Genomic DNA, 19,276 nt, shown 5'->3' on the forward strand with positions numbered 1-19,276 from the left:
ACGTGACCAATCGTACCAACGTTCACGTGCGGCTTAGTCCGCTCGAACTTTTCCTTTGCCATTTTTCAGCTCCTGATAGGAAAGCAATCTTGTAGGAATGCAATCTTGTTGTTTCATCGCGCCGCCGCACCGGCTGGCGCGGCGGCGAACTTCCAATTACTTGCTCTTGGCCGTCATCACGGCTTCGGCGATGTTCTTCGGTGCTTCAGCGTAGTGCTTGAATTCCATGGTGTACGTGGCACGGCCTTGCGTGGCCGAGCGCAGCGACGTGGAATAACCGAACATTTCCGACAGCGGGACTTCGGCCTTGATGATCTTGCCGCCGCCCACCATGTCGTCCATGCCCTGCACGATGCCGCGGCGGGACGACAAGTCGCCCATCACGGTACCCGTGTAGTCTTCCGGCGTTTCCACTTCCACGGCCATCATCGGCTCGAGCAGAACCGGGCTGGCCTTGCGCATGGCTTCCTTGAAAGCCATCGAGCCGGCCATGCGGAACGCGTTTTCGTTCGAGTCCACGTCGTGGTACGAACCGAACGTCAGCGTGACCTTCACGTCCACCACCGGGAAGCCTGCCAGGATACCGTTCGGCAGCGTGTCGACGATACCCTTTTCGACCGCCGGGATGTATTCGCGAGGAATCACACCGCCCTTGATGGCGTCGATGAACTCGAAGCCCTTGCCCGGCTCTTGCGGTTCCAGCGTGATCACGGCGTGGCCGTACTGGCCGCGGCCGCCCGACTGCTTGACGAACTTGCCCTCGACGCCTTCGGCCGTCTTGCGAATGGTTTCGCGGTAGGCCACCTGCGGCGCGCCGATGTTGGCTTCCACGCCGAATTCGCGCTTCATGCGGTCGACCAGAATTTCGAGGTGGAGCTCGCCCATGCCCGAAATGATGGTCTGACCCGATTCTTCATCGGTACGCACGCGGAACGACGGATCTTCAGCGGCCAGGCGGTTCAGGGCGATGCCCATCTTTTCCTGGTCAGCCTTGGTCTTCGGCTCGACCGCCTGCGAGATCACCGGCTCCGGGAACACCATGCGCTCGAGCACGATCGGGGCAGCTGGATCGCACAGCGTATCGCCCGTGGTGGCATCCTTCAGGCCCACCGCAGCGGCGATGTCGCCGGCCAGCACTTCCTTGATTTCCTCGCGCTGGTTGGCGTGCATCTGCAGAATACGGCCCAGACGCTCCTTCTTCCCCTTCACCGGGTTGTACACGGTGTCGCCCGAATTGATCTTGCCCGAGTACACGCGGAAGAAGATCAGCTGGCCGACGAACGGGTCGGTCATGATCTTGAACGCCAGCGCCGAGAACTTCTCATTGTCGTCAGCCTTGCGCTCGAGCTTCTTCTCATCGTCGCGCTCGTCCACGCCCTTGACCGGCGGAATATCGACCGGCGACGGCAGGAAGTCGATCACGGCGTCGAGCATACGCTGCACGCCCTTGTTCTTGAACGCGGTGCCGCACAGCATCGGCTGGATTTCGCAGGCGATGGTACGGTCACGCAGCGCCTTGACGATCTCGGCGCGGGTCAGCTCTTCGCCGCCCAGGTACTTTTCCATCAGCTCTTCGCTGGCTTCGGCGGCGGACTCGACCATCTTCTCGCGCCATTCGGCAGCGGTGGCTTGCAGCTCGGCCGGGATGTCCTGGTATTCGAACTTCACGCCCTGGCTGGCTTCGTCCCAAATGATCGCCTTCATCTCCAGCAGATCGACGACGCCCTGGAAGCCGTCTTCAGCGCCGATCGGCACCACGACGGGCACCGGGTTCGCCTTCAGGCGGGTCTTCAGCTGGTCGTAGACCTTGAAGAAATTCGCGCCGGTACGGTCCATCTTGTTGACGAATGCCAGACGCGGCACGCCGTACTTGTTGGCCTGACGCCAGACGGTTTCGGACTGCGGCTGCACGCCACCCACGGCGCAGTACACCATGCACGCGCCGTCCAGCACGCGCATGGAACGCTCCACCTCGATGGTGAAGTCCACGTGGCCCGGGGTGTCGATGATGTTGAAGCGGTGCTCGGGGTAGTTGCCGCCCATGCCCTTCCAGAAGGCGGTGGTCGCAGCAGACGTGATGGTGATGCCGCGCTCCTGCTCCTGCTCCATCCAGTCCATGGTGGCCGCGCCATCATGCACTTCACCGATCTTGTGGTTCACACCGGTGTAGAACAGGATCCGCTCGGTCGTGGTGGTTTTACCCGCGTCAATGTGAGCCGAAATACCGATGTTACGGTAGCGCTCAATAGGAGTCTTACGAGCCACTTTAATCCTCTATTCGTCCATGAGGCGCCGGCATCTCATGCCGCGCGCCCTTAACACAAACGGGCGAGATGTGTAAAAACACAGCCCGCCCGGCAACCAACAACGTTTCTCGCGCGCTTTAGAAGCGGAAGTGCGAGAACGCCTTGTTGGCTTCGGCCATGCGGTGCACTTCATCGCGCTTCTTCATCGCGCCGCCACGACCTTCCGATGCTTCCAGCAGCTCACCTGCCAGGCGCAGCGCCATCGACTTCTCGCTGCGTTTCTTCGCGGCCTCGCGCAGCCAACGCATCGCCAATGCCAAACGACGCGACGGACGGACTTCGACCGGAACCTGATAGTTGGCGCCGCCCACGCGACGGCTCTTCACTTCCACCACCGGCTTCACGTTGTTGATCGCAACGGAGAACACTTCGATGGGGGCCTTGCCTGCCTTCTTTTCGATCTGGTCGAACGCGCCGTACACGATGCGTTCGGCAACCGACTTCTTGCCGTCCAGCATCAGCACGTTCATGAACTTGGCAACTTCAACGTTGCCGAACTTCGGATCAGGCAGAACGTCCCGCTTCGGGACTTCACGACGACGTGGCATCTTCTTTCCTTTAGATTCAGTTGAGAGCGCGGTTTGTTGTCTCCGCTCTCCGGCCACCAACTAGCTTGCATGCATGAACAGCAAATTCGCCGGGTGACCACTTACTCGACGGCACGGCGCACAAAAACGCTCCGTTGTACCGCCGCCTGTTGACAGCTGCATGACGGAAACCGCCAGCGGCCATCGCTTGTTGCTTGCTCTGAAAGCTTAGGCAGCCTTCGGACGCTTCGCACCGTACTTCGAACGGGCCTGCTTGCGGTCCTTCACGCCTTGCAGATCCAGCGAACCACGGACGATGTGGTAACGCACACCCGGCAGATCCTTCACACGGCCGCCGCGGATCAGCACGACCGAGTGTTCCTGCAGGTTGTGGCCTTCACCGCCGATGTACGAAATGACTTCGAAACCGTTGGTCAGGCGCACCTTGGCGACCTTACGCAGTGCGGAGTTCGGCTTCTTCGGCGTCGTGGTGTACACGCGGGTGCACACGCCGCGACGCTGCGGGCAGTTCTCAAGTGCCGGGCTCTTGCTCTTGATGACTTCAGAGACGCGCGGCTTGCGAACCAGTTGGTTGATAGTTGGCATTGTTCAATCCAGCTTGGTTTTACGAAAAACACCCCTCGCACCGGCATGCGCCGGAATGGAGAGGCAACTACGGGTTTTGGGCGGGAGAGATGAGCGGACGCGCTCTGGAGACGGGACTGTGCGGTAACAGCATGCCAAAGAGCGCGAGCCGGCACCCGGATCCCGCGTCTGCCGCCGCCGGACCCCAAGAAGTCATCCGGAAGGCTTGCCGGGAGCGAACCGAAGTCCACATATCCGACGGGCGAGCGAAATCCAAAGCCAAAAACTCGAATCTGGCATGATAGCCGCGGAATCGTATACCGTCAAGCCGTATACCGGTTGCATCTAGACCCTGCTCAGGGTGTCGACGATGGCCTGGCCATAGCGCTCGAGCTTGGATGCACCAATCCCGGGAATACCTTCCATAGCCGACAAGGAGCCCGGTGCGGTCCGGGCCAGTTCGGCCAGCGTGGCATCGTGGAAGATAACATAAGCCGGCACGCCATGTTCGCGAGCGGCCTCGGTGCGCCAGCGGCGCAGTGCCTCCCAGTTTGCGAGCGTGTCGGCATCCATATCCGCGGTGTGGTCGGTGCGGGTCCCACGCGCGGCGCGCTCGCCGGACTTGCCGGGCCTCGTGGCCTGGCGGCGCAGGATGATCTGGCGCTCGCCCTTGAGCACCTCGCGCGCACCCTCCCCCAGCAGCAGTGCGCCGTGGCCGCCATGGTCGATCACCAGCAAACCCTGCGCGATCAACTGACGGAATACGGTATGCCATTCATGGACCGACCGGTCCTTGCCGATGCCAAAGGTCGAGACCTTGTCATGGCCCCATTGCTTGATCTTTTCCGAGGTATTGCCGCGCAGCACATCGATCAGATGGGTAGCGCCAAAATGCACCCGGCTGGCCTGCGCCGTACGGTAGACACACGACAGCGCCATCTGCGCCTCGCGCGTGCCGTCCCAGGTGGCGGGCGGCTCGAGGCACGTATCGCAGTTGCCGCAGGGCTCGCTGGTCTCGTTGAAGTAGGCCAGGATGCGCACGCGCCGGCAGCCGGCGGTCTCGCACAGTCCCAGCAAGGCGTCGAGCTTGGACGACGACACCCGCTTGAAGGCATCGTCGGCTTCGGATTCGTCGATCATGCGCTTCTGCTGCACGACGTCGCCGAGACCATAGGCCATCCAGGCGTTGGCCGGCAGCCCGTCACGGCCGGCGCGGCCGGTTTCCTGGTAGTAGCCTTCCATGCTTTTGGGCAGGTCCAGGTGAGCGACGAAGCGTACGTCCGGCTTGTCGATACCCATGCCGAAGGCGATGGTAGCCACCATCACCAGGCCTTCCTCTTCGCGAAAGCGCGCCTGGTGACGCTGTCGCATGGCCGGGTCCATGCCCGCGTGATATGGCAGCGCATTGATGCCGTGGCCTTGGAGCCACTCGGCGGTATCCTCGACCTTCTTGCGCGACAGGCAATAGACGATGCCACTGTCATGGCTGCCATCGCCGGCGGTGTGCTCGGCCTTGATGAAGGCCAGCAACTGCTGGCGGGCATTGTCCTTCTCGACGATGCGGTAGCGGATATTAGGACGGTCGAAGCTGGAGATGAAGACACGTGCGTCATCGAGCGCCAGGCGTTCGATGATCTCGTCGCGCGTCAGCGCGTCGGCCGTGGCCGTCAGTGCGATGCGCGGCACGTGCGGGAAGCGCTCGTGCAGCACCGATAGCTGGATGTACTCAGGCCGGAAATCATGGCCCCACTGCGACACGCAATGCGCTTCGTCGATCGCGAACAGCCCGACCCGCGTGCGCTCGAGCAAGTCGAGGAAGCGCGGCGTCATCAGCCGTTCCGGCGCGACGTAGAGAACCTCGAGCCGGCCGGCCAGCAGGTCTCGTTCGACCGCGGAAGCCTCGGAACCGGTCAGCGTGGAATTGAGCACCGCGGCGCGCACGCCGGCTTCGGTCAGCGCCGCGACCTGGTCCTGCATCAGCGCGATCAGCGGCGAGACTACGATACCGACGCCCTCGCCGGCGCGCTGCCGCAACAGCGCCGGGATCTGGTAGCACAGCGACTTGCCGCCGCCGGTCGGCATCAGCACCAGGCAATCGCCACCGGACGCGACATGATCGATGATCTCGCCCTGGCGGCCCCGGAAGGCGTGGTAGCCAAAAACATCCTTGAGGACCGCCAGTGCTTGCGACATGGACAACGGAATTGCGGAAGCCGGAAAAGCCGTAACCATACCACTAAGAACGCGTCTGACCGACCGCGCGGGACAAACAGTCCGAAGATTCTTACGCCAGGCGGGGCGCTCCAAAACAAAGCGACCGGCAAGCGCCGGTCGCCCTGGCCTTCAGTGCGTCATGCCGACTTACATCATGCGATGCGCGAAATGCCCGCGCTGCGCGTCAGCCATCAGCGCCATGAACTGCTCGGTGCTCATGTGCACCAGTTCCTGGTGGTCGCCGGCCTCGAAGTAGACGTCCGAATGAGTGAGCAAGCTTTCGTCGAGCCAGGTCTGCGTGCCGTACGCCATGGCAACGGGCGGAATCGCGCCGAGGTCGCAGTCGCGGAATACTTCGCGCACGCCATCCTCGTGCGCCAGCGTCAGCTTGCGGCCAGTCTGCTCGCAGATCTCCGACAGCTTCAGGTGGTGGCTGGAAGGGATCACGGCAGCGACATAGCCCTTGTCGTCTTCCAGCAGCACCGTCTTGGCCAGGCGGTCGCCGGGAATATGCGCGGCATGGGCAGTAGCCATGCTGCTCAGGCTATAGGGATGACGAACGGTGTCGAACTGGGTCTGCCTCTTGTCCAGGCAGCTCGCCAGCGTGGTAGCCATGGTCATGATTGCAACCTCCGACGCGATCATCGCGACAGTTATCCGGGGTGCTAAAACTATAGGTCAAGGGTCGCCCGCCAGATGGCCAGCTCCGGCGTCCATGCCGGTTTCTTTATGTCGCACTGCAACGACCCTGGCACGCATGCTTTCCGCGGCCCTGTTGCCAGGCGATCACACCGGAAACGCAGACAAAAAAAAAGCCCGGCTGCATCAGCCGGGCTTCTTGTGTCCGCCTTGGCGGCGGAGCACTACTGCATGGATCAGGCGTTGTCGCCTTCACCCTCGGTCGCCTGCACCACCGGCGGCGGCTCGATGAAGAGCGACTGCTCTTCTTCGGAGATCGCCTGGGCGCGTTCGCGCTCGGCCGCCTCGCGTGCCTTGCGGGCACGGTGGTAGGCCAGGCCGGTACCGGCCGGGATCAGACGGCCGACGATCACGTTTTCCTTCAGACCACGCAGGTCGTCGGTCTTGCCCATGATCGCGGCTTCGGTCAGCACGCGCGTGGTTTCCTGGAACGATGCCGCCGAGATGAAGCTGTCGGTCGACAGCGACGCCTTGGTAATACCCAGCAGCAGGTTCTCGTAGGTTGCCGGACGCTTGCCTTCGGCGATCACGCGATCGTTCTCGTCGAGCAGTTCCGAACGCTCCACCTGTTCACCCGGGATGAACTTGGTGTCGCCCACGTCGGCGACCTGAACGCGACGCAGCATCTGGCGAACGATCACCTCGATGTGCTTGTCGTTGATCTTCACGCCCTGCAGACGGTACACGTCCTGAACCTCGTCGACGATGTAGTGCGCCAGCTCTTCGATGCCCTTCAGGCGCAGGATGTCGTGCGGATCCGCCGGACCTTCCACGATCATTTCGCCCTTGTTCACCACCTGGCCGTCGTGCACCAGCACCTGCTTTTCCTTCGCGATCAGGAACTCGTGGGCGTTGCCGTCCAGGTCGGTGATGACCAGGCGCTGCTTGCCCTTCGTGTCCTTGCCGAACGAGGTCGTGCCGGTGACTTCCGCCAGCACGGCGGCGTCCTTCGGCGAACGCGCTTCGAACAGCTCGGCCACACGCGGCAGACCACCGGTAATGTCGCGGGTCTTCTGCGATTCGGTCGGGATACGTGCAAGCACTTCACCAACGTGAACCTGCTGGCCGTCCTTCACGGTAATCAGCGCGCCAACCTGGAAGCCGATGGTCACGGAGTGGTCCGTGCCCGGGATCTTCACTTCCTGGCCATTGGCGTCGAGCAGCTTCACCTGCGGGCGAATGCCCTTGGTGGCAGCCGTGCGGCGCTTGGCGTCGATCACCACGAGGGTCGACAGGCCCGTGACTTCGTCCATCTGCTTGGCGACGGTCACGCCTTCTTCGACGTTCTCGAACTTGGTCGTGCCGGTGTATTCCGAGACGATCGGGCGGGTCAGCGCGTCCCACGTGGCCAGCTGCGTGCCAGCCTTGATGGCCTGGCCGTCCTGCACCAGCAGCGTGGCGCCGTACGGGATCTTGTGGCGCTCGCGCTCGCGGCCGTGGTCGTCGGTGATCAGCGCCTCGCCCGAACGCGAGATGACGATCAGCTCGCCCTTCGCATTGGTCACGTAGCGCATGGTCGCCGTGAAACGCACGGTACCGGTTGCCTTCGCTTCCACGCTCGATGCCACTGCCGCACGCGATGCCGCGCCACCGATGTGGAACGTACGCATGGTCAGCTGCGTGCCCGGCTCACCGATCGACTGGGCAGCAATCACGCCCACCGCTTCGCCCGAGTTCACCATCACGCCGCGGCCGAGGTCGCGGCCATAGCACTTGGCGCACAGGCCGTAGCGCGTGTCGCACGACAGCGGGGTACGGACCTTGACTTCGTCCACGCCGATGCTATCGATCAGGTCGACCAGGTCTTCGTCCAGCAGCGTGCCGGTCTCGATCGCGGTTTCCTGGGTTTCAGGGTTCACCACGTCGGCCACGGTCACACGGCCCAGGATACGGTCGCGCAGGGCTTCGATCACTTCACCGCCTTCGACCAGGGCCTTCATGGCCACGCCGTTGGAGGTGCCGCAATCGTCTTCCACCACGACGAGATCCTGCGTCACGTCGACCAGACGGCGGGTCAGGTAACCCGAGTTCGCGGTCTTCAGTGCCGTATCGGCCAGGCCCTTACGGGCGCCGTGGGTCGAGATGAAGTACTGCAGAACGTTCAGGCCTTCACGGAAGTTCGCCGTAATCGGCGTTTCAATGATCGAGCCATCCGGCTTGGCCATCAGGCCACGCATACCAGCGAGCTGGCGGATCTGCGCGGCGGAACCCCGTGCGCCCGAGTCGGCCATCATGTAGATGGAGTTGAACGACTCTTGCTTGACGGTGTTGCCGTTGCGGTCGACCACGTCTTCGTGCTGGAGCTGTTCCATCATCGCCTTGCCCACCTGGTCGCCGGCAGCGCCCCAGATGTCCACGACGTTGTTGTAACGCTCCTGGTCCGTCACCAGACCCGACATGTACTGCTTGTCGTATTCCTTCACCTTGGCCGAGGCCTCGGAGATGATCTTCTCCTTGGCAGGCGGCACCAGCATGTCGTCGATCGCGATCGAGATGCCGGCGCGCGTCGCCAGGCGGAAGCCCGACTGCAGCAGCTTGTCGGCGAAGATCACGGTCTCGCGCAGGCCGCACTTGCGGAAGGCGGTATTGATCAGGCGCGAGATTTCCTTCTTCTTCAGCGGCTTGTTCAGCACCGAGAACGGCAGGCCCTTGGGCAGGATCTCGGACAGGATCGCGCGGCCGACCGTGGTGGCCTGCAGCGTGATCTTGGGTGCGAAACGGGCATCGCCATCGGCGTCCTTGTCGACCAGCTCATACTCGGTGATACGCACGTTCACGCGGGAAGCCAGTTCGACTTCCTTGTTCTCGTAGGCGCGGATCACTTCGCTGATGTCGGCAAAGGTCATGCCTTCGCCCTTGCCGTTGATCTTGTCGCGGGTCGTGTAGTACAGACCCAGCACCACGTCTTGCGACGGCACGATCGACGGGTCGCCGTTGGCCGGGAACAGCACGTTGTTGGAGGCCAGCATCAGGGTGCGGGCTTCCATCTGCGCTTCCAGCGACAGCGGGACGTGAACAGCCATCTGGTCACCGTCGAAGTCGGCGTTGAACGCCGCGCAGACCAGCGGGTGCAGCTGGATGGCCTTGCCTTCGATCAGCACCGGCTCGAACGCCTGGATACCCAGGCGGTGCAGCGTCGGCGCACGGTTCAGCATCACCGGGTGCTCGCGGATCACCTCTTCGAGGATGTCCCACACCACCGGCGTCTGGCTTTCGACTTCCTTCTTCGCCGCCTTGATGGTGGTGGCGATGCCCATCGTTTCCAGCTTGTGGAAGATGAACGGCTTGAACAGCTCGAGCGCCATCAGCTTGGGCAGGCCGCACTGGTGCAGCTTGAGCGTCGGGCCCACCACGATGACCGAACGGCCCGAGTAGTCGACGCGCTTGCCCAGCAGGTTCTGACGGAAACGGCCGCCCTTGCCCTTGATCATTTCGGCCAGGGACTTCAGCGGACGCTTGTTGGCACCGGTCATCGCCTTGCCGCGACGGCCGTTGTCCAGCAGCGAGTCAACCGCTTCCTGCAGCATGCGCTTTTCGTTGCGCACGATGATCTCAGGCGCCTTCAGCTCCAGCAGGCGCTTCAGGCGGTTGTTACGGTTGATGACGCGGCGATACAGGTCGTTCAGGTCCGAGGTCGCGAAGCGGCCGCCGTCCAGCGGCACCAGCGGGCGCAGCTCGGGCGGCAGCACCGGCAGCACTTCGAGAATCATCCACTCGGGCTTGATGCCCGAACGCTGGAAGGCCTCGAGCACCTTCAGGCGCTTGGCGAACTTCTTGATCTTGGCTTCGGAGCCGGTGGCCTGCAGCTCGGCGCGGATCTGTTCGATCTGCTTCTCGATGTCGATGCCGCGCAGCAGTTCACGGATGCCCTCGGCACCCATCATGGCGACGAACTCGCCCTCGCCGTACTCGTCGCACTTGGCCAGGTAGTCGTCTTCCGACATGATCTGGCTCTTCTTGAGCGGGGTCATGCCGGGCTCGAGCACCACGAATGCCTCGAAGTACAGCACGCGCTCGATGTCGCGCAGCGTCATGTCCAGGACCATGCCCAGGCGCGACGGCAGCGACTTCAGGAACCAGATGTGCGCGGTCGGCGCGGCCAGTTCGATGTGGCCCATGCGCTCGCGGCGCACCTTGGCCAGCGTCACTTCAACGCCGCACTTCTCGCAGATCACGCCGCGGTGCTTCAGGCGCTTGTACTTGCCGCACAGGCACTCGTAGTCCTTGATCGGGCCAAAGATCTTGGCGCAGAACAGGCCGTCGCGTTCCGGCTTGAACGTGCGGTAGTTGATCGTTTCCGGCTTTTTGACTTCGCCGTACGACCACGAACGGATCTTGTCGGGCGAGGCCAGGCCGATCTTGATCGCGTCGAACTGCTCTTCCTGCTGTACCTGCTTAAAGAGATCGAGCAATGCTTTCATTGCAACTCCTTGTTTCGCCGCAGCGCCGGAGTCTGTCCGGTGCCGCGGCATTCAATCCTGTGGGAAATCCTGCGCTGGTGAGTGCCATGGCCGGCACCCGATCGTCTCGATCAGTAGCGATCGAGGTCGATGTCGATACCCAGCGAGCGGATTTCCTTCACCAGCACGTTGAACGATTCCGGCATGCCGGCATCGATCGAGTGCTCGCCCTTGACGATGTTTTCGTACACCTTGGTACGGCCGTTCACGTCATCGGACTTGACCGTCAGCATCTCCTGCAGCACATACGACGCGCCATAGGCTTCCAGTGCCCACACTTCCATCTCACCGAAACGCTGGCCACCGAACTGCGCCTTACCACCCAGCGGCTGCTGCGTGACGAGCGAGTACGGGCCGGTCGAACGCGCGTGCATCTTGTCGTCGACCAGGTGGTGCAGCTTCAGCATGTGCATCACACCCAGCGTGACCGGACGCTCGAACGCTTCGCCGGTGCGGCCGTCGAACAGCGTGACCTGCTGCTTCGAAGCGGTCAGGCCCTTTTCCTTGGCGATCTCGTCCGGGTAGGCCAGGTCCAGCATGCGGCGGATTTCATCCTCGTGCGCACCGTCGAACACCGGCGTCGCGAAGGGCACGCCCTTCTTCAGGTTGTTCGCCAGTTCCAGCACTTCGGCGTCCGACAGGCTGTCGAGGTCTTCCGGCTTGCCGCTCTCGTTGTAGACCTGAGCCAGCAGCGGGCGCAGTTCCTGCGCCTTGGCCGAAGCCTTGAGCATGTCGCCGATACGCTGGCCCAAGCCGCGCGCGGCCCAGCCCAGGTGGGTTTCCAGGATCTGGCCCACGTTCATCCGCGACGGCACGCCCAGCGGGTTCAGCACGATGTCGGCCGGGGTACCGTCCGCCATATACGGCATGTCTTCGATCGGGACGATCTTCGACACCACACCCTTGTTACCGTGACGGCCTGCCATCTTGTCGCCAGGCTGCAGGCGGCGCTTGACGGCCAGGTACACCTTGACCATCTTGATCACGCCCGGCGGCAGTTCATCGCCCTGCGTGAGCTTCTTGCGCTTCTCTTCGAAGGCCAGGTCAAACTCGTGGCGCTTCTGCTCGATCGCTTCCTTGACGGCTTCCAGCTGGGCAGCGACTTCCTCGTCGGCCGGACGGATGTCGAACCAGTGGTACTTGTCGATTTCCGCCAGGTATTCCTTGGTCAGCTTCGCGCCCTTGGCCAGCTTCTTCGGACCGCCGTTGACGGTCTTGTCGACGAGCAGGCGCTCCAGACGCTGGAACGCGTCGCCTTCCACGATACGCAGCTGGTCGTTCAGGTCCAGGCGGTAGCGCTTCAGTTCGTCGTCGATGATCGACTGGGCACGCTTGTCGCGAGTCACGCCTTCGCGGGTGAAGACCTGGACGTCGATCACGATGCCGCTCATGCCCGACGGCACGCGCAGCGAGGTGTCCTTCACGTCCGAAGCCTTCTCGCCGAAGATCGCGCGCAGCAGCTTCTCTTCCGGGGTCAGCTGGGTCTCGCCCTTCGGCGTGACCTTGCCCACCAGCACGTCGCCGGCTTCGACCTCGGCGCCGATGTAGGTGATGCCCGACTCGTCCAGGCGAGCCAGCTGGGCTTCGGCCAGGTTCGAGATGTCGCGCGTGATTTCTTCAGGTCCGAGCTTGGTGTCGCGGGCAACGACCGACAGTTCCTCGATGTGGATCGAGGTGTAGCGGTCTTCGGCCACCACGCGCTCCGAGATCAGGATCGAATCCTCGAAGTTGTAGCCGTTCCAGGGCATGAACGCGACCAGCATGTTCTGGCCGAGCGCGAGCTCGCCCAGGTCAGTCGAGGCGCCATCGGCCACGACGTCGCCGCGGGCCACGTGGTCGCCCACCTTGACCATCGGACGCTGGTTGATGTTCGTGTTCTGGTTCGAACGCGTGTACTTGATCAGGTTGTAGATGTCCACGCCGACTTCACCGGCCACGGCTTCGTCGTCGTTCACGCGGATCACGATACGCATCGCGTCGACGTAGTCGACCACGCCGCCACGCATGGCTTGCACGGCAGTACCCGAGTCGACCGCAACGGTGCGCTCGATGCCGGTGCCGACCAGCGGCTTGTCCGGACGCAGGCAAGGCACGGCCTGACGCTGCATGTTCGCGCCCATCAGTGCACGGTTCGCGTCATCGTGTTCCAGGAACGGCACCAGCGAGGCAGCGGCCGACACGATCTGCGACGGCGCCACGTCGATGTACTGCACGCGGTCCGGCGTCACCATACGGGTTTCACGCTCGGAGCCTTCACGCGCCGACACCAGTTCGTCGGTCAGGTTGCCTTCGGCGTCCACGGTCGCATTGGCCTGGGCCACCACGTACTTGCCTTCCTCGATCGCGGACAGGTAGTCGACCTGGTCGGTCAGCTTGCTGTTCTCGACCTTGCGGTACGGGGTTTCCAGGAATCCGTACTCGTTCAGGCGCGCATACAGCGCCAGCGAGTTGATCAGACCAATGTTCGGACCTTCCGGCGTTTCGATCGGGCACACGCGGCCGTAGTGGGTCGGGTGCACGTCGCGGACTTCAAAGCCTGCGCGCTCGCGGGTCAGACCGCCCGGGCCCAGTGCGGAGACACGGCGCTTGTGCGTGATCTCGGACAGCGGGTTGGTCTGGTCCATGAACTGCGACAGCTGCGACGAACCGAAGAACTCGCGGATCGCCGACGAAATCGGCTTCGAGTTGATCAGGTCGTGCGGCATCAGGTTCTCGGTCTCGGCCTGGCCCAGACGTTCCTTGACGGCGCGCTCCACGCGCGACAGGCCGGCGCGGAACTGGTTCTCGGCCAGTTCGCCGACGCAACGCACGCGGCGGTTGCCCAGGTGGTCGATATCGTCGACTTCGCCCTTGCCGTTGCGCAGGTTGACCAGGATCTTGATGGTCTCGAGGATGTCCTCGTCCTGCAGCACCATGCTGCCCTCGCCGCTCGGGCGCGACAGGCGGCTGTTGACCTTCATGCGGCCAACGCGCGACAGGTCATACGACTCTTCGCTGTAGAACAGGCGCTGGAACAGCGCTTCGACGGCTTCCTCGGTCGGCGGCTCGCCCGGGCGCATCATGCGGTAGATCGCGATACGCGCAGCGGTCTGGTCGGCGGTCTCGTCCACGCGCAGGGTCTGCGACATGTACGGGCCCTGATCCAGGTCGTTGGTGTACAGGGTCTGGATCTGCTTGACGCCGGCTTCGCGCAGGTTCTCGAGGACCGTCTCGGTCAGCTCGTCGTTGGCGTTGGCGATCACCTCGCCGGTATCCGGGTCGATGATGTTCTTCGCCAGCACGCGGCCCAGCAGGTAGTCTTCCGGCACGCTGATCAGCTTGGTGCCGGCCGAGTCCAGGTCGCGGATATGCTTGGCGTTGATGCGCTTGTCCTTCTCGACCACGACACGGCCGTTCTTGTCGGCGATGTCGAAGCGAGCGACTTCACCGCGCAGGCGCTCGGGCACGAACTCGAGTTGCGCGCCTTCGGCTTGCAGCGTGAAGTTGTCGAACACGAAGAAGTGCGCGAGGATCTGCTCCGGCGTCAGGCCGATCGACTTCAGCAGGATCGTCACCGGCATCTTGCGGCGGCGGTCAACGCGGAAGTACAGGATATCCTTCGGGTCGAACTCGAAGTCCAGCCACGAACCGCGGTAGGGGATGATACGAGCCGAGAACAGCAGCTTGCCCGAGCTGTGGGTCTTGCCCTTGTCGTGCTCGAAGAACACGCCCGGCGAGCGGTGCAGCTGCGAGACGATGACACGCTCAGTGCCATTGATCACAAACGAACCCGTGGAAGTCATGAGCGGAATTTCGCCCATATAGACTTCCTGCTCCTTCACTTCCTTGACCTTGCCTGGGTTCTCGCGATCGTTGATGATCAGGCGAACCTTCGCGCGCAGGGCCGAGTGGAACGTCAGGCCACGCTGCTGGCATTCCTTGACGTCGAACGGCGGATTGGACAGGTGATACGAGACAAACTCCATACGGGCAAGCCCGTTATGGGAGGCGATTGGGAAAATCGCGTTGAAAGCGGCCTGCAGGCCTTCGGTCTTGCGACGCGCGGTCGGCGTTTCCGCTTGCAAGAACTGGGTGTAGGATTCAATCTGGGTAGCAAGCAGGAATGGAACCTGATGAACCGTCGCGCGCTTCGCAAAGGATTTGCGAATGCGCTTCTTTTCGGTGAAGCTGTACGCCATGGGATCTCCGAATCATCGCAGGGCGGCTGGACCTGGCCACGCCTGAGGTGTTCAGCGACTGGGAGGGGATTTGGCGGTTGGCCGCTACCAACCTCTGGCTGACGGTGTCCGCACGCTGCGGGCGGTGTGGTCAATGCATCGGCGCAAAGCCTGCACTCGCCCGGGGGACACCCGACCAAACTTGTCTTCTGCAGTCGGTTCAGAAGACAAACATCAGCAGCAACAAGGTAGTTTGCCACTGATGTTTGGCGTCTGCTGGAGCATCGGAAATTTGACGCGCCGGAACAACCAAAACATCACTTTTAAGCTGTGATGAGTGGTCAATAAAACACACTCGCACAAGCGCAAAAAGGCTGGCGCCGGGAATTTCCCTTTGCCAGCCCCATTTGCGTGCCAGAACGGCACGCAAGCATGCTTACTTGACGTCGACCTTCGCGCCGGCTTCTTCCAGCTTCTTCTTGGCTTCGGCAGCAGCGGCCTTGTCCACGCCTTCCTTGACGGGCTTCGGTGCGCCATCGACCAGGTCCTTGGCTTCCTTCAGGCCCAGACCGGTGATTTCGCGAACGGCCTTGATCACGCCAACCTTGTTGGCGCCGACTTCGGCCAGGATCACGTTGAACTCGGTCTGCTCTTCAGCAGCAGCGGCACCGCCAGCGCCCGGGGCAGCAGCCACGGCCATAGCAGCGGCGGACACGCCAAACTTCTCTTCGAACGCCTTGACCAGGTCGTTCAGTTCCATCACGGACATCGCGCCAACGGCTTCCAGGATGTCGTCTTTAGTGATTGCCATTTGGATTACTCCTAAATTTGATTCGGTATCGGTATTGCGATCGGTATGCCCGATCTGTACGCAGCCTTAAGCAGCCGGGGCTTCCGCTTCCGCGGGAGCGCCTTCGCTCTTCTTGGCAGCCAGGGCGGCCAGCAGACGGGCAAAGCCCGACACCGGTGCCTGCATCACGCCAAGCAGCTGAGCAATCAGTTCGTCGCGGCTCGGGATCGAGGCCAGCGCCTTGACGGCGGCAGCGTCGAGCACACGGCCGTCATACGACCCAGCGCGCAGGACCAGCTTGTCGTTGGTCTTGGCAAAGTCGTTGAGAACCTTGGCCGAGGCCACTGCATCTTCGGAAATACCGTAGATCAGCGGACCGGTCATTTGCTCTGCGAGGCCAGCAAACGGGGTACCTTCCACAGCGCGGCGGGCCAGCGTGTTCTTCAGAACGCGCAGGTAGACGCCTTGCTGGCGGGCGGTAGCACGCAGCTTGGTCAGATCGCCAACCGCGATGCCGCGATATTCGGCCACGACGATGGTCTGGGCTTTGGCGACTTGCGCCGAAACCTCAGCAACGACGGCCTTCTTATCTTCAATATTGAGTGGCACGGTTTAGCTCCAAAACGATGCTTGTCTCGCGACGCGCATCAGTCCATACGAACGGCGACCGATTGGCCCGAATCAACCGGGTCTGGCCCGGCTTCATCAATCCCTTCGGGTGCGCCATCTGCGCTGGCGGGCCGGAGAGCGTCGCGGCGGGTTGCCCCGTTGCGCACGTACCGTCCGATTAAGCCCACGCTCCCTGACAGCAGCAGCGCGGACACCAGCGGTCTTTGATAACCAGCAATCCCTGCCGGGGCTTGCGCCTCCGGCGGGCATCACTGCCCAAAGCCTTGCTCCTTTCCTTTCAGTCCGGAGACAGTTCCTGCCATCGGCAGGAACCTTCAATTCTTTTGCTGACCGGCGTTATCGGGTTCCGGTCAACCGAGTGCCGCCAGCTCAGGCCGACAGCGAAGCCTGCTCGACACGCACGCCAACGCCCATGGTCGACGACACGGCGATCTTGCGCAGGTACACACCCTTGCTCGTCGCCGGCTTGGCCTTGACCAGAGCGTCCAGCAGTGCTGCCAGGTTGCTCTTCAGAGCGGTGTCTTCGAACGAACGACGACCGATGGTGGCGTGGATGATACCGGCCTTGTCGACACGGAACTGAACCTGACCAGCCTTGGCGTTCTTCACGGCCTGGGCCACGTCGGGGGTCACGGTGCCAACCTTCGGGTTCGGCATCAGGCCGCGCGGGCCCAGGATCTGACCCAGCGTACCAACGATACGCATCGTGTCCGGGGAAGCGATCACGACGTCGAAGTTCAGGTTGCCGGCCTTGACTTGCTCAGCCAGGTCTTCCATGCCAACGATGTCGGCGCCAGCGGCCTTGGCAGCCTCGGCCTTGTCGCCCTGGGCGAACACGGCCACGCGGACCGACTTGCCGGTACCGGCCGGCAGCACCACGGAACCACGCACAACCTGGTCCGACTTCTTGGCATCGATGCCCAGCTGCACGGCCACGTCGATCGACTCGTCGAACTTCGCCGAAGCGCAGCTCTTCACCAGGCCCAGGGCCTCGTCGATCGGGTAGAACTTGGTACGCTCGATCTTTGCCTTGTTGGCAGCGACGCGCTTGGAAACCTTAGCCATTTACAGACCCTCCACGGTGATGCCCATCGAGCGAGCCGAACCGGCGATGGTACGCACGGCGGCGTCCAGATCGGCGGCGGTCAGGTCAGCGTTCTTGGCCTTGGCGATTTCTTCAGCCTGGGCGCGGGTGATCTTGCCAACCTTATCGGTGTGCGGCTTCGGCGAACCCTTGGTGATGCCGGCTGCCTTCTTGATCAGCACGGTCGCGGGCGGCGACTTCATCACGAAGGTGAAGCTCTTGTCGGCGAAGGCGGTAATCACCACCGGCACCGGCAGACCGGGTTCCATACCCTGGGTCTGGGCGTTGAACGCCTTGCAGAACTCCATGATGTTCAGACCGCGCTGACCCAGTGCGGGACCAACGGGCGGGGAGGGATTTGCCTTACCAGCCGGAATCTGCAGCTTGATAAAGCCAATGATCTTCTTGGCCATTTCTACTCCAATCCAGATCACTCCGTTTCACGGAGATGATCCTGTTGAGTCGTAACGCGCTATCGCCGCCCTGCTGGCACGGCCTCGCGCTCCTCTTGGCACAGCCACTCGGCTGCGCCCTTTACCCGCTGCCGGCCTTTCGGCCTGCAACCGGCAAATTCCTTACACCTTCTCGACCTGGCCGAACTCGAGCTCGACCGGGGTGGCACGTCCGAAGATCGTGACCGAGACGCGCAGGCGCGATTTCTCGTAGTTCACTTCTTCCACGTTGCCGTTGAAGTCGGTGAACGGGCCGTCCTTGACGCGCACCATTTCGCCCACTTCGAACAGCGTCTTGGGACGCGGCTTCTCGACCCCTTCCTGCATCTGGGTCATGATCTTGTCGACCTCGCGCTGCGAGATCGGGCTCGGGCGGTTGCGGGCGCCGCCCACGAAACCGGTCACCTTGCTGGTGTTCTTCACCAAGTGCCAGGTTTCGTCGGTCATTTCCATCTCGACCAGGACATAGCCCGGGAAGAAACGACGCTCGGTGACCGACTTGTGGCCACCCTTGATTTCCACGACTTCTTCCGAGGGCACCAGGATGCGGCCGAACTTGTCCTGCATCTCGGCGCGCTCGATGCGCTCCTGCAGCGCGCGCTGCACGCTCTTCTCCATACCGGAGTATGCGTGCACGACATACCAGCGCTTCTTCGACGAAGGCGATTCCGCGGCGTTGTTTTCCTGCTGGGCGTTTTCCGTCATGCGCTACCTCTTATTTCCAGCCCAGTACGAGCGAAAAGATGACCCACTCGATGAGCTTGTCTGCCGACCACAGGAACAAGGCCATGATCACGACGAAGGCGAACACCAGGCCAGTCATCTGCCCGGCCTCCTTGCGCGTCGGCCAGACGACCTTACGAACTTCCCGGTACGATTCCTTGGCGAAGCCGATGAAATCCTTACCCGGCACCGACACCAGCGCAACGACCACGCCCAGTGCGATACCCGCGAACAGCGCGGCGCCACGTACATAAGACGGTTGCTGTGCCAGTGCATAGAAACCGATGACGCCGGCAACCACAAGCAGGACCGCGACGCCAAGCAACCACTTGCCGCTGTTGGCGTTTACGGTTTCGACATTGGGATTGGCCATGTTTCGCAAACGAGACTAAGCCGCGTCACGAAGGATTTTCGCGACGCGGCTGATTGATTTGGCAGGGGCAGAGGGAATCGAACCCCCAACCTTCGGTTTTGGAGACCGACGCTCTGCCAGTTGAGCTATACCCCTAAAACTACTTGGGGTCAGCAATGAAGCCAACCCCTCTGGCAACGAACGCAACCGGTTGGTGTTGCGTTCGCCTGATACTGCTTAGTCGAGGATCTTTGCCACGACGCCGGCGCCGACGGTACGGCCACCTTCGCGGATAGC

At 62.5% G+C, this 19,276-nt stretch carries 14 protein-coding genes, 1 tRNA gene and 1 pseudogene; all 16 read right to left on the minus strand.

Annotated features, from left to right (window positions below):
• Nucleotides 1-62: pseudogene (locus tag AC3FNH_RS31885) on the minus strand (GTP-binding protein); the annotation flags it as partial.
• 94 nt (nt 63-156) lie between these two features.
• Nucleotides 157-2,265 (minus strand): elongation factor G, encoded by a 2,109-nt coding sequence (gene fusA / locus AC3FNH_RS31890; RefSeq protein ID WP_276098794.1) that lies wholly within the window; start codon nt 2,263-2,265, stop codon nt 157-159.
• 118 nt (nt 2,266-2,383) lie between these two features.
• Nucleotides 2,384-2,854: a 30S ribosomal protein S7 gene (gene rpsG, locus AC3FNH_RS31895; RefSeq protein WP_010810459.1), complete on the minus strand. Its 471-nt coding sequence runs from the start codon at nt 2,852-2,854 to the stop codon at nt 2,384-2,386.
• Nucleotides 2,855-3,061: 207 nt separating this feature from the next.
• Nucleotides 3,062-3,439, minus strand: coding sequence for a 30S ribosomal protein S12 (gene rpsL, locus AC3FNH_RS31900; protein WP_006576501.1), 378 nt, complete (start codon nt 3,437-3,439; stop codon nt 3,062-3,064).
• Nucleotides 3,440-3,763: 324 nt separating this feature from the next.
• Nucleotides 3,764-5,611, minus strand: a complete 1,848-nt coding sequence (gene recQ, locus AC3FNH_RS31905) for a DNA helicase RecQ (RefSeq protein ID WP_488722925.1) — start codon at nt 5,609-5,611, stop codon at nt 3,764-3,766.
• A gap of 168 nt (nt 5,612-5,779) precedes the next feature.
• A complete protein-coding gene (locus AC3FNH_RS31910) occupies nt 5,780-6,253 on the minus strand; it encodes an aminoacyl-tRNA deacylase (protein ID WP_276098796.1) in 474 nt (157 codons plus the stop codon).
• 254 nt (nt 6,254-6,507) lie between these two features.
• Nucleotides 6,508-10,752, minus strand: a complete 4,245-nt coding sequence (rpoC, locus tag AC3FNH_RS31915; RefSeq protein WP_276098797.1) for a DNA-directed RNA polymerase subunit beta' — start codon at nt 10,750-10,752, stop codon at nt 6,508-6,510.
• A gap of 110 nt (nt 10,753-10,862) precedes the next feature.
• Nucleotides 10,863-14,969: a DNA-directed RNA polymerase subunit beta gene (gene rpoB / locus AC3FNH_RS31920; protein ID WP_276098798.1), complete on the minus strand. Its 4,107-nt coding sequence runs from the start codon at nt 14,967-14,969 to the stop codon at nt 10,863-10,865.
• 199 nt (nt 14,970-15,168) lie between these two features.
• Nucleotides 15,169-15,378, minus strand: a complete 210-nt coding sequence (locus AC3FNH_RS31925) for a hypothetical protein (RefSeq protein ID WP_488722926.1) — start codon at nt 15,376-15,378, stop codon at nt 15,169-15,171.
• A 6-nt stretch (nt 15,379-15,384) separates the two neighbouring features.
• Nucleotides 15,385-15,759, minus strand: coding sequence for a 50S ribosomal protein L7/L12 (gene rplL, locus AC3FNH_RS31930; protein WP_276098799.1), 375 nt, complete (start codon nt 15,757-15,759; stop codon nt 15,385-15,387).
• Between the two features lie 66 nt (nt 15,760-15,825).
• A complete protein-coding gene (rplJ, locus tag AC3FNH_RS31935) occupies nt 15,826-16,347 on the minus strand; it encodes a 50S ribosomal protein L10 (protein ID WP_211949830.1) in 522 nt (173 codons plus the stop codon).
• 390 nt (nt 16,348-16,737) lie between these two features.
• Complete coding sequence (gene rplA, locus AC3FNH_RS31940; protein WP_276098801.1) at nt 16,738-17,433, minus strand: 50S ribosomal protein L1; 696 nt, start codon at nt 17,431-17,433, stop codon at nt 16,738-16,740.
• Nucleotides 17,434-17,865 carry a 50S ribosomal protein L11 gene (rplK, locus tag AC3FNH_RS31945; RefSeq protein WP_010810467.1) on the minus strand — a complete coding sequence of 144 codons (432 nt, stop codon included), beginning with the start codon at nt 17,863-17,865 and terminating at the stop codon, nt 17,434-17,436.
• Between the two features lie 162 nt (nt 17,866-18,027).
• Complete coding sequence (nusG, locus tag AC3FNH_RS31950) at nt 18,028-18,609, minus strand: transcription termination/antitermination protein NusG (protein ID WP_276098802.1); 582 nt, start codon at nt 18,607-18,609, stop codon at nt 18,028-18,030.
• A 10-nt stretch (nt 18,610-18,619) separates the two neighbouring features.
• On the minus strand, nt 18,620-19,000 hold the full coding sequence (secE, locus tag AC3FNH_RS31955) for a preprotein translocase subunit SecE (RefSeq protein ID WP_276098803.1): 381 nt from the start codon (nt 18,998-19,000) through the stop codon (nt 18,620-18,622).
• A 59-nt stretch (nt 19,001-19,059) separates the two neighbouring features.
• Nucleotides 19,060-19,135: transfer RNA gene (locus tag AC3FNH_RS31960), tRNA-Trp, on the minus strand.
• Nucleotides 19,136-19,276 lie beyond the last annotated feature (141 nt).

This window comes from Cupriavidus sp. 22TCCZM01-5, from assembly GCF_057798915.1.

What these genes read in the sequence shown, in the direction of transcription:
- rpsG (WP_010810459.1), bottom strand. Translation starts at nt 2,854, where the DNA reads ATGCCACGTCGTCGTGAAGTCCCGAAGCGGGACGTTCTGCCTGATCCG.
- rpsL (WP_006576501.1), bottom strand. Translation starts at nt 3,439, where the DNA reads ATGCCAACTATCAACCAACTGGTTCGCAAGCCGCGCGTCTCTGAAGTC.
- recQ (WP_488722925.1), bottom strand. Translation starts at nt 5,611, where the DNA reads ATGTCGCAAGCACTGGCGGTCCTCAAGGATGTTTTTGGCTACCACGCC.
- AC3FNH_RS31910 (WP_276098796.1), bottom strand. Translation starts at nt 6,253, where the DNA reads ATGACCATGGCTACCACGCTGGCGAGCTGCCTGGACAAGAGGCAGACC.
- rpoC (WP_276098797.1), bottom strand. Translation starts at nt 10,752, where the DNA reads ATGAAAGCATTGCTCGATCTCTTTAAGCAGGTACAGCAGGAAGAGCAG.
- rpoB (WP_276098798.1), bottom strand. Translation starts at nt 14,969, where the DNA reads ATGGCGTACAGCTTCACCGAAAAGAAGCGCATTCGCAAATCCTTTGCG.
- rplL (WP_276098799.1), bottom strand. Translation starts at nt 15,759, where the DNA reads ATGGCAATCACTAAAGACGACATCCTGGAAGCCGTTGGCGCGATGTCC.
- rplA (WP_276098801.1), bottom strand. Translation starts at nt 17,433, where the DNA reads ATGGCTAAGGTTTCCAAGCGCGTCGCTGCCAACAAGGCAAAGATCGAG.
- rplK (WP_010810467.1), bottom strand. Translation starts at nt 17,865, where the DNA reads ATGGCCAAGAAGATCATTGGCTTTATCAAGCTGCAGATTCCGGCTGGT.
- nusG (WP_276098802.1), bottom strand. Translation starts at nt 18,609, where the DNA reads ATGACGGAAAACGCCCAGCAGGAAAACAACGCCGCGGAATCGCCTTCG.
- secE (WP_276098803.1), bottom strand. Translation starts at nt 19,000, where the DNA reads ATGGCCAATCCCAATGTCGAAACCGTAAACGCCAACAGCGGCAAGTGG.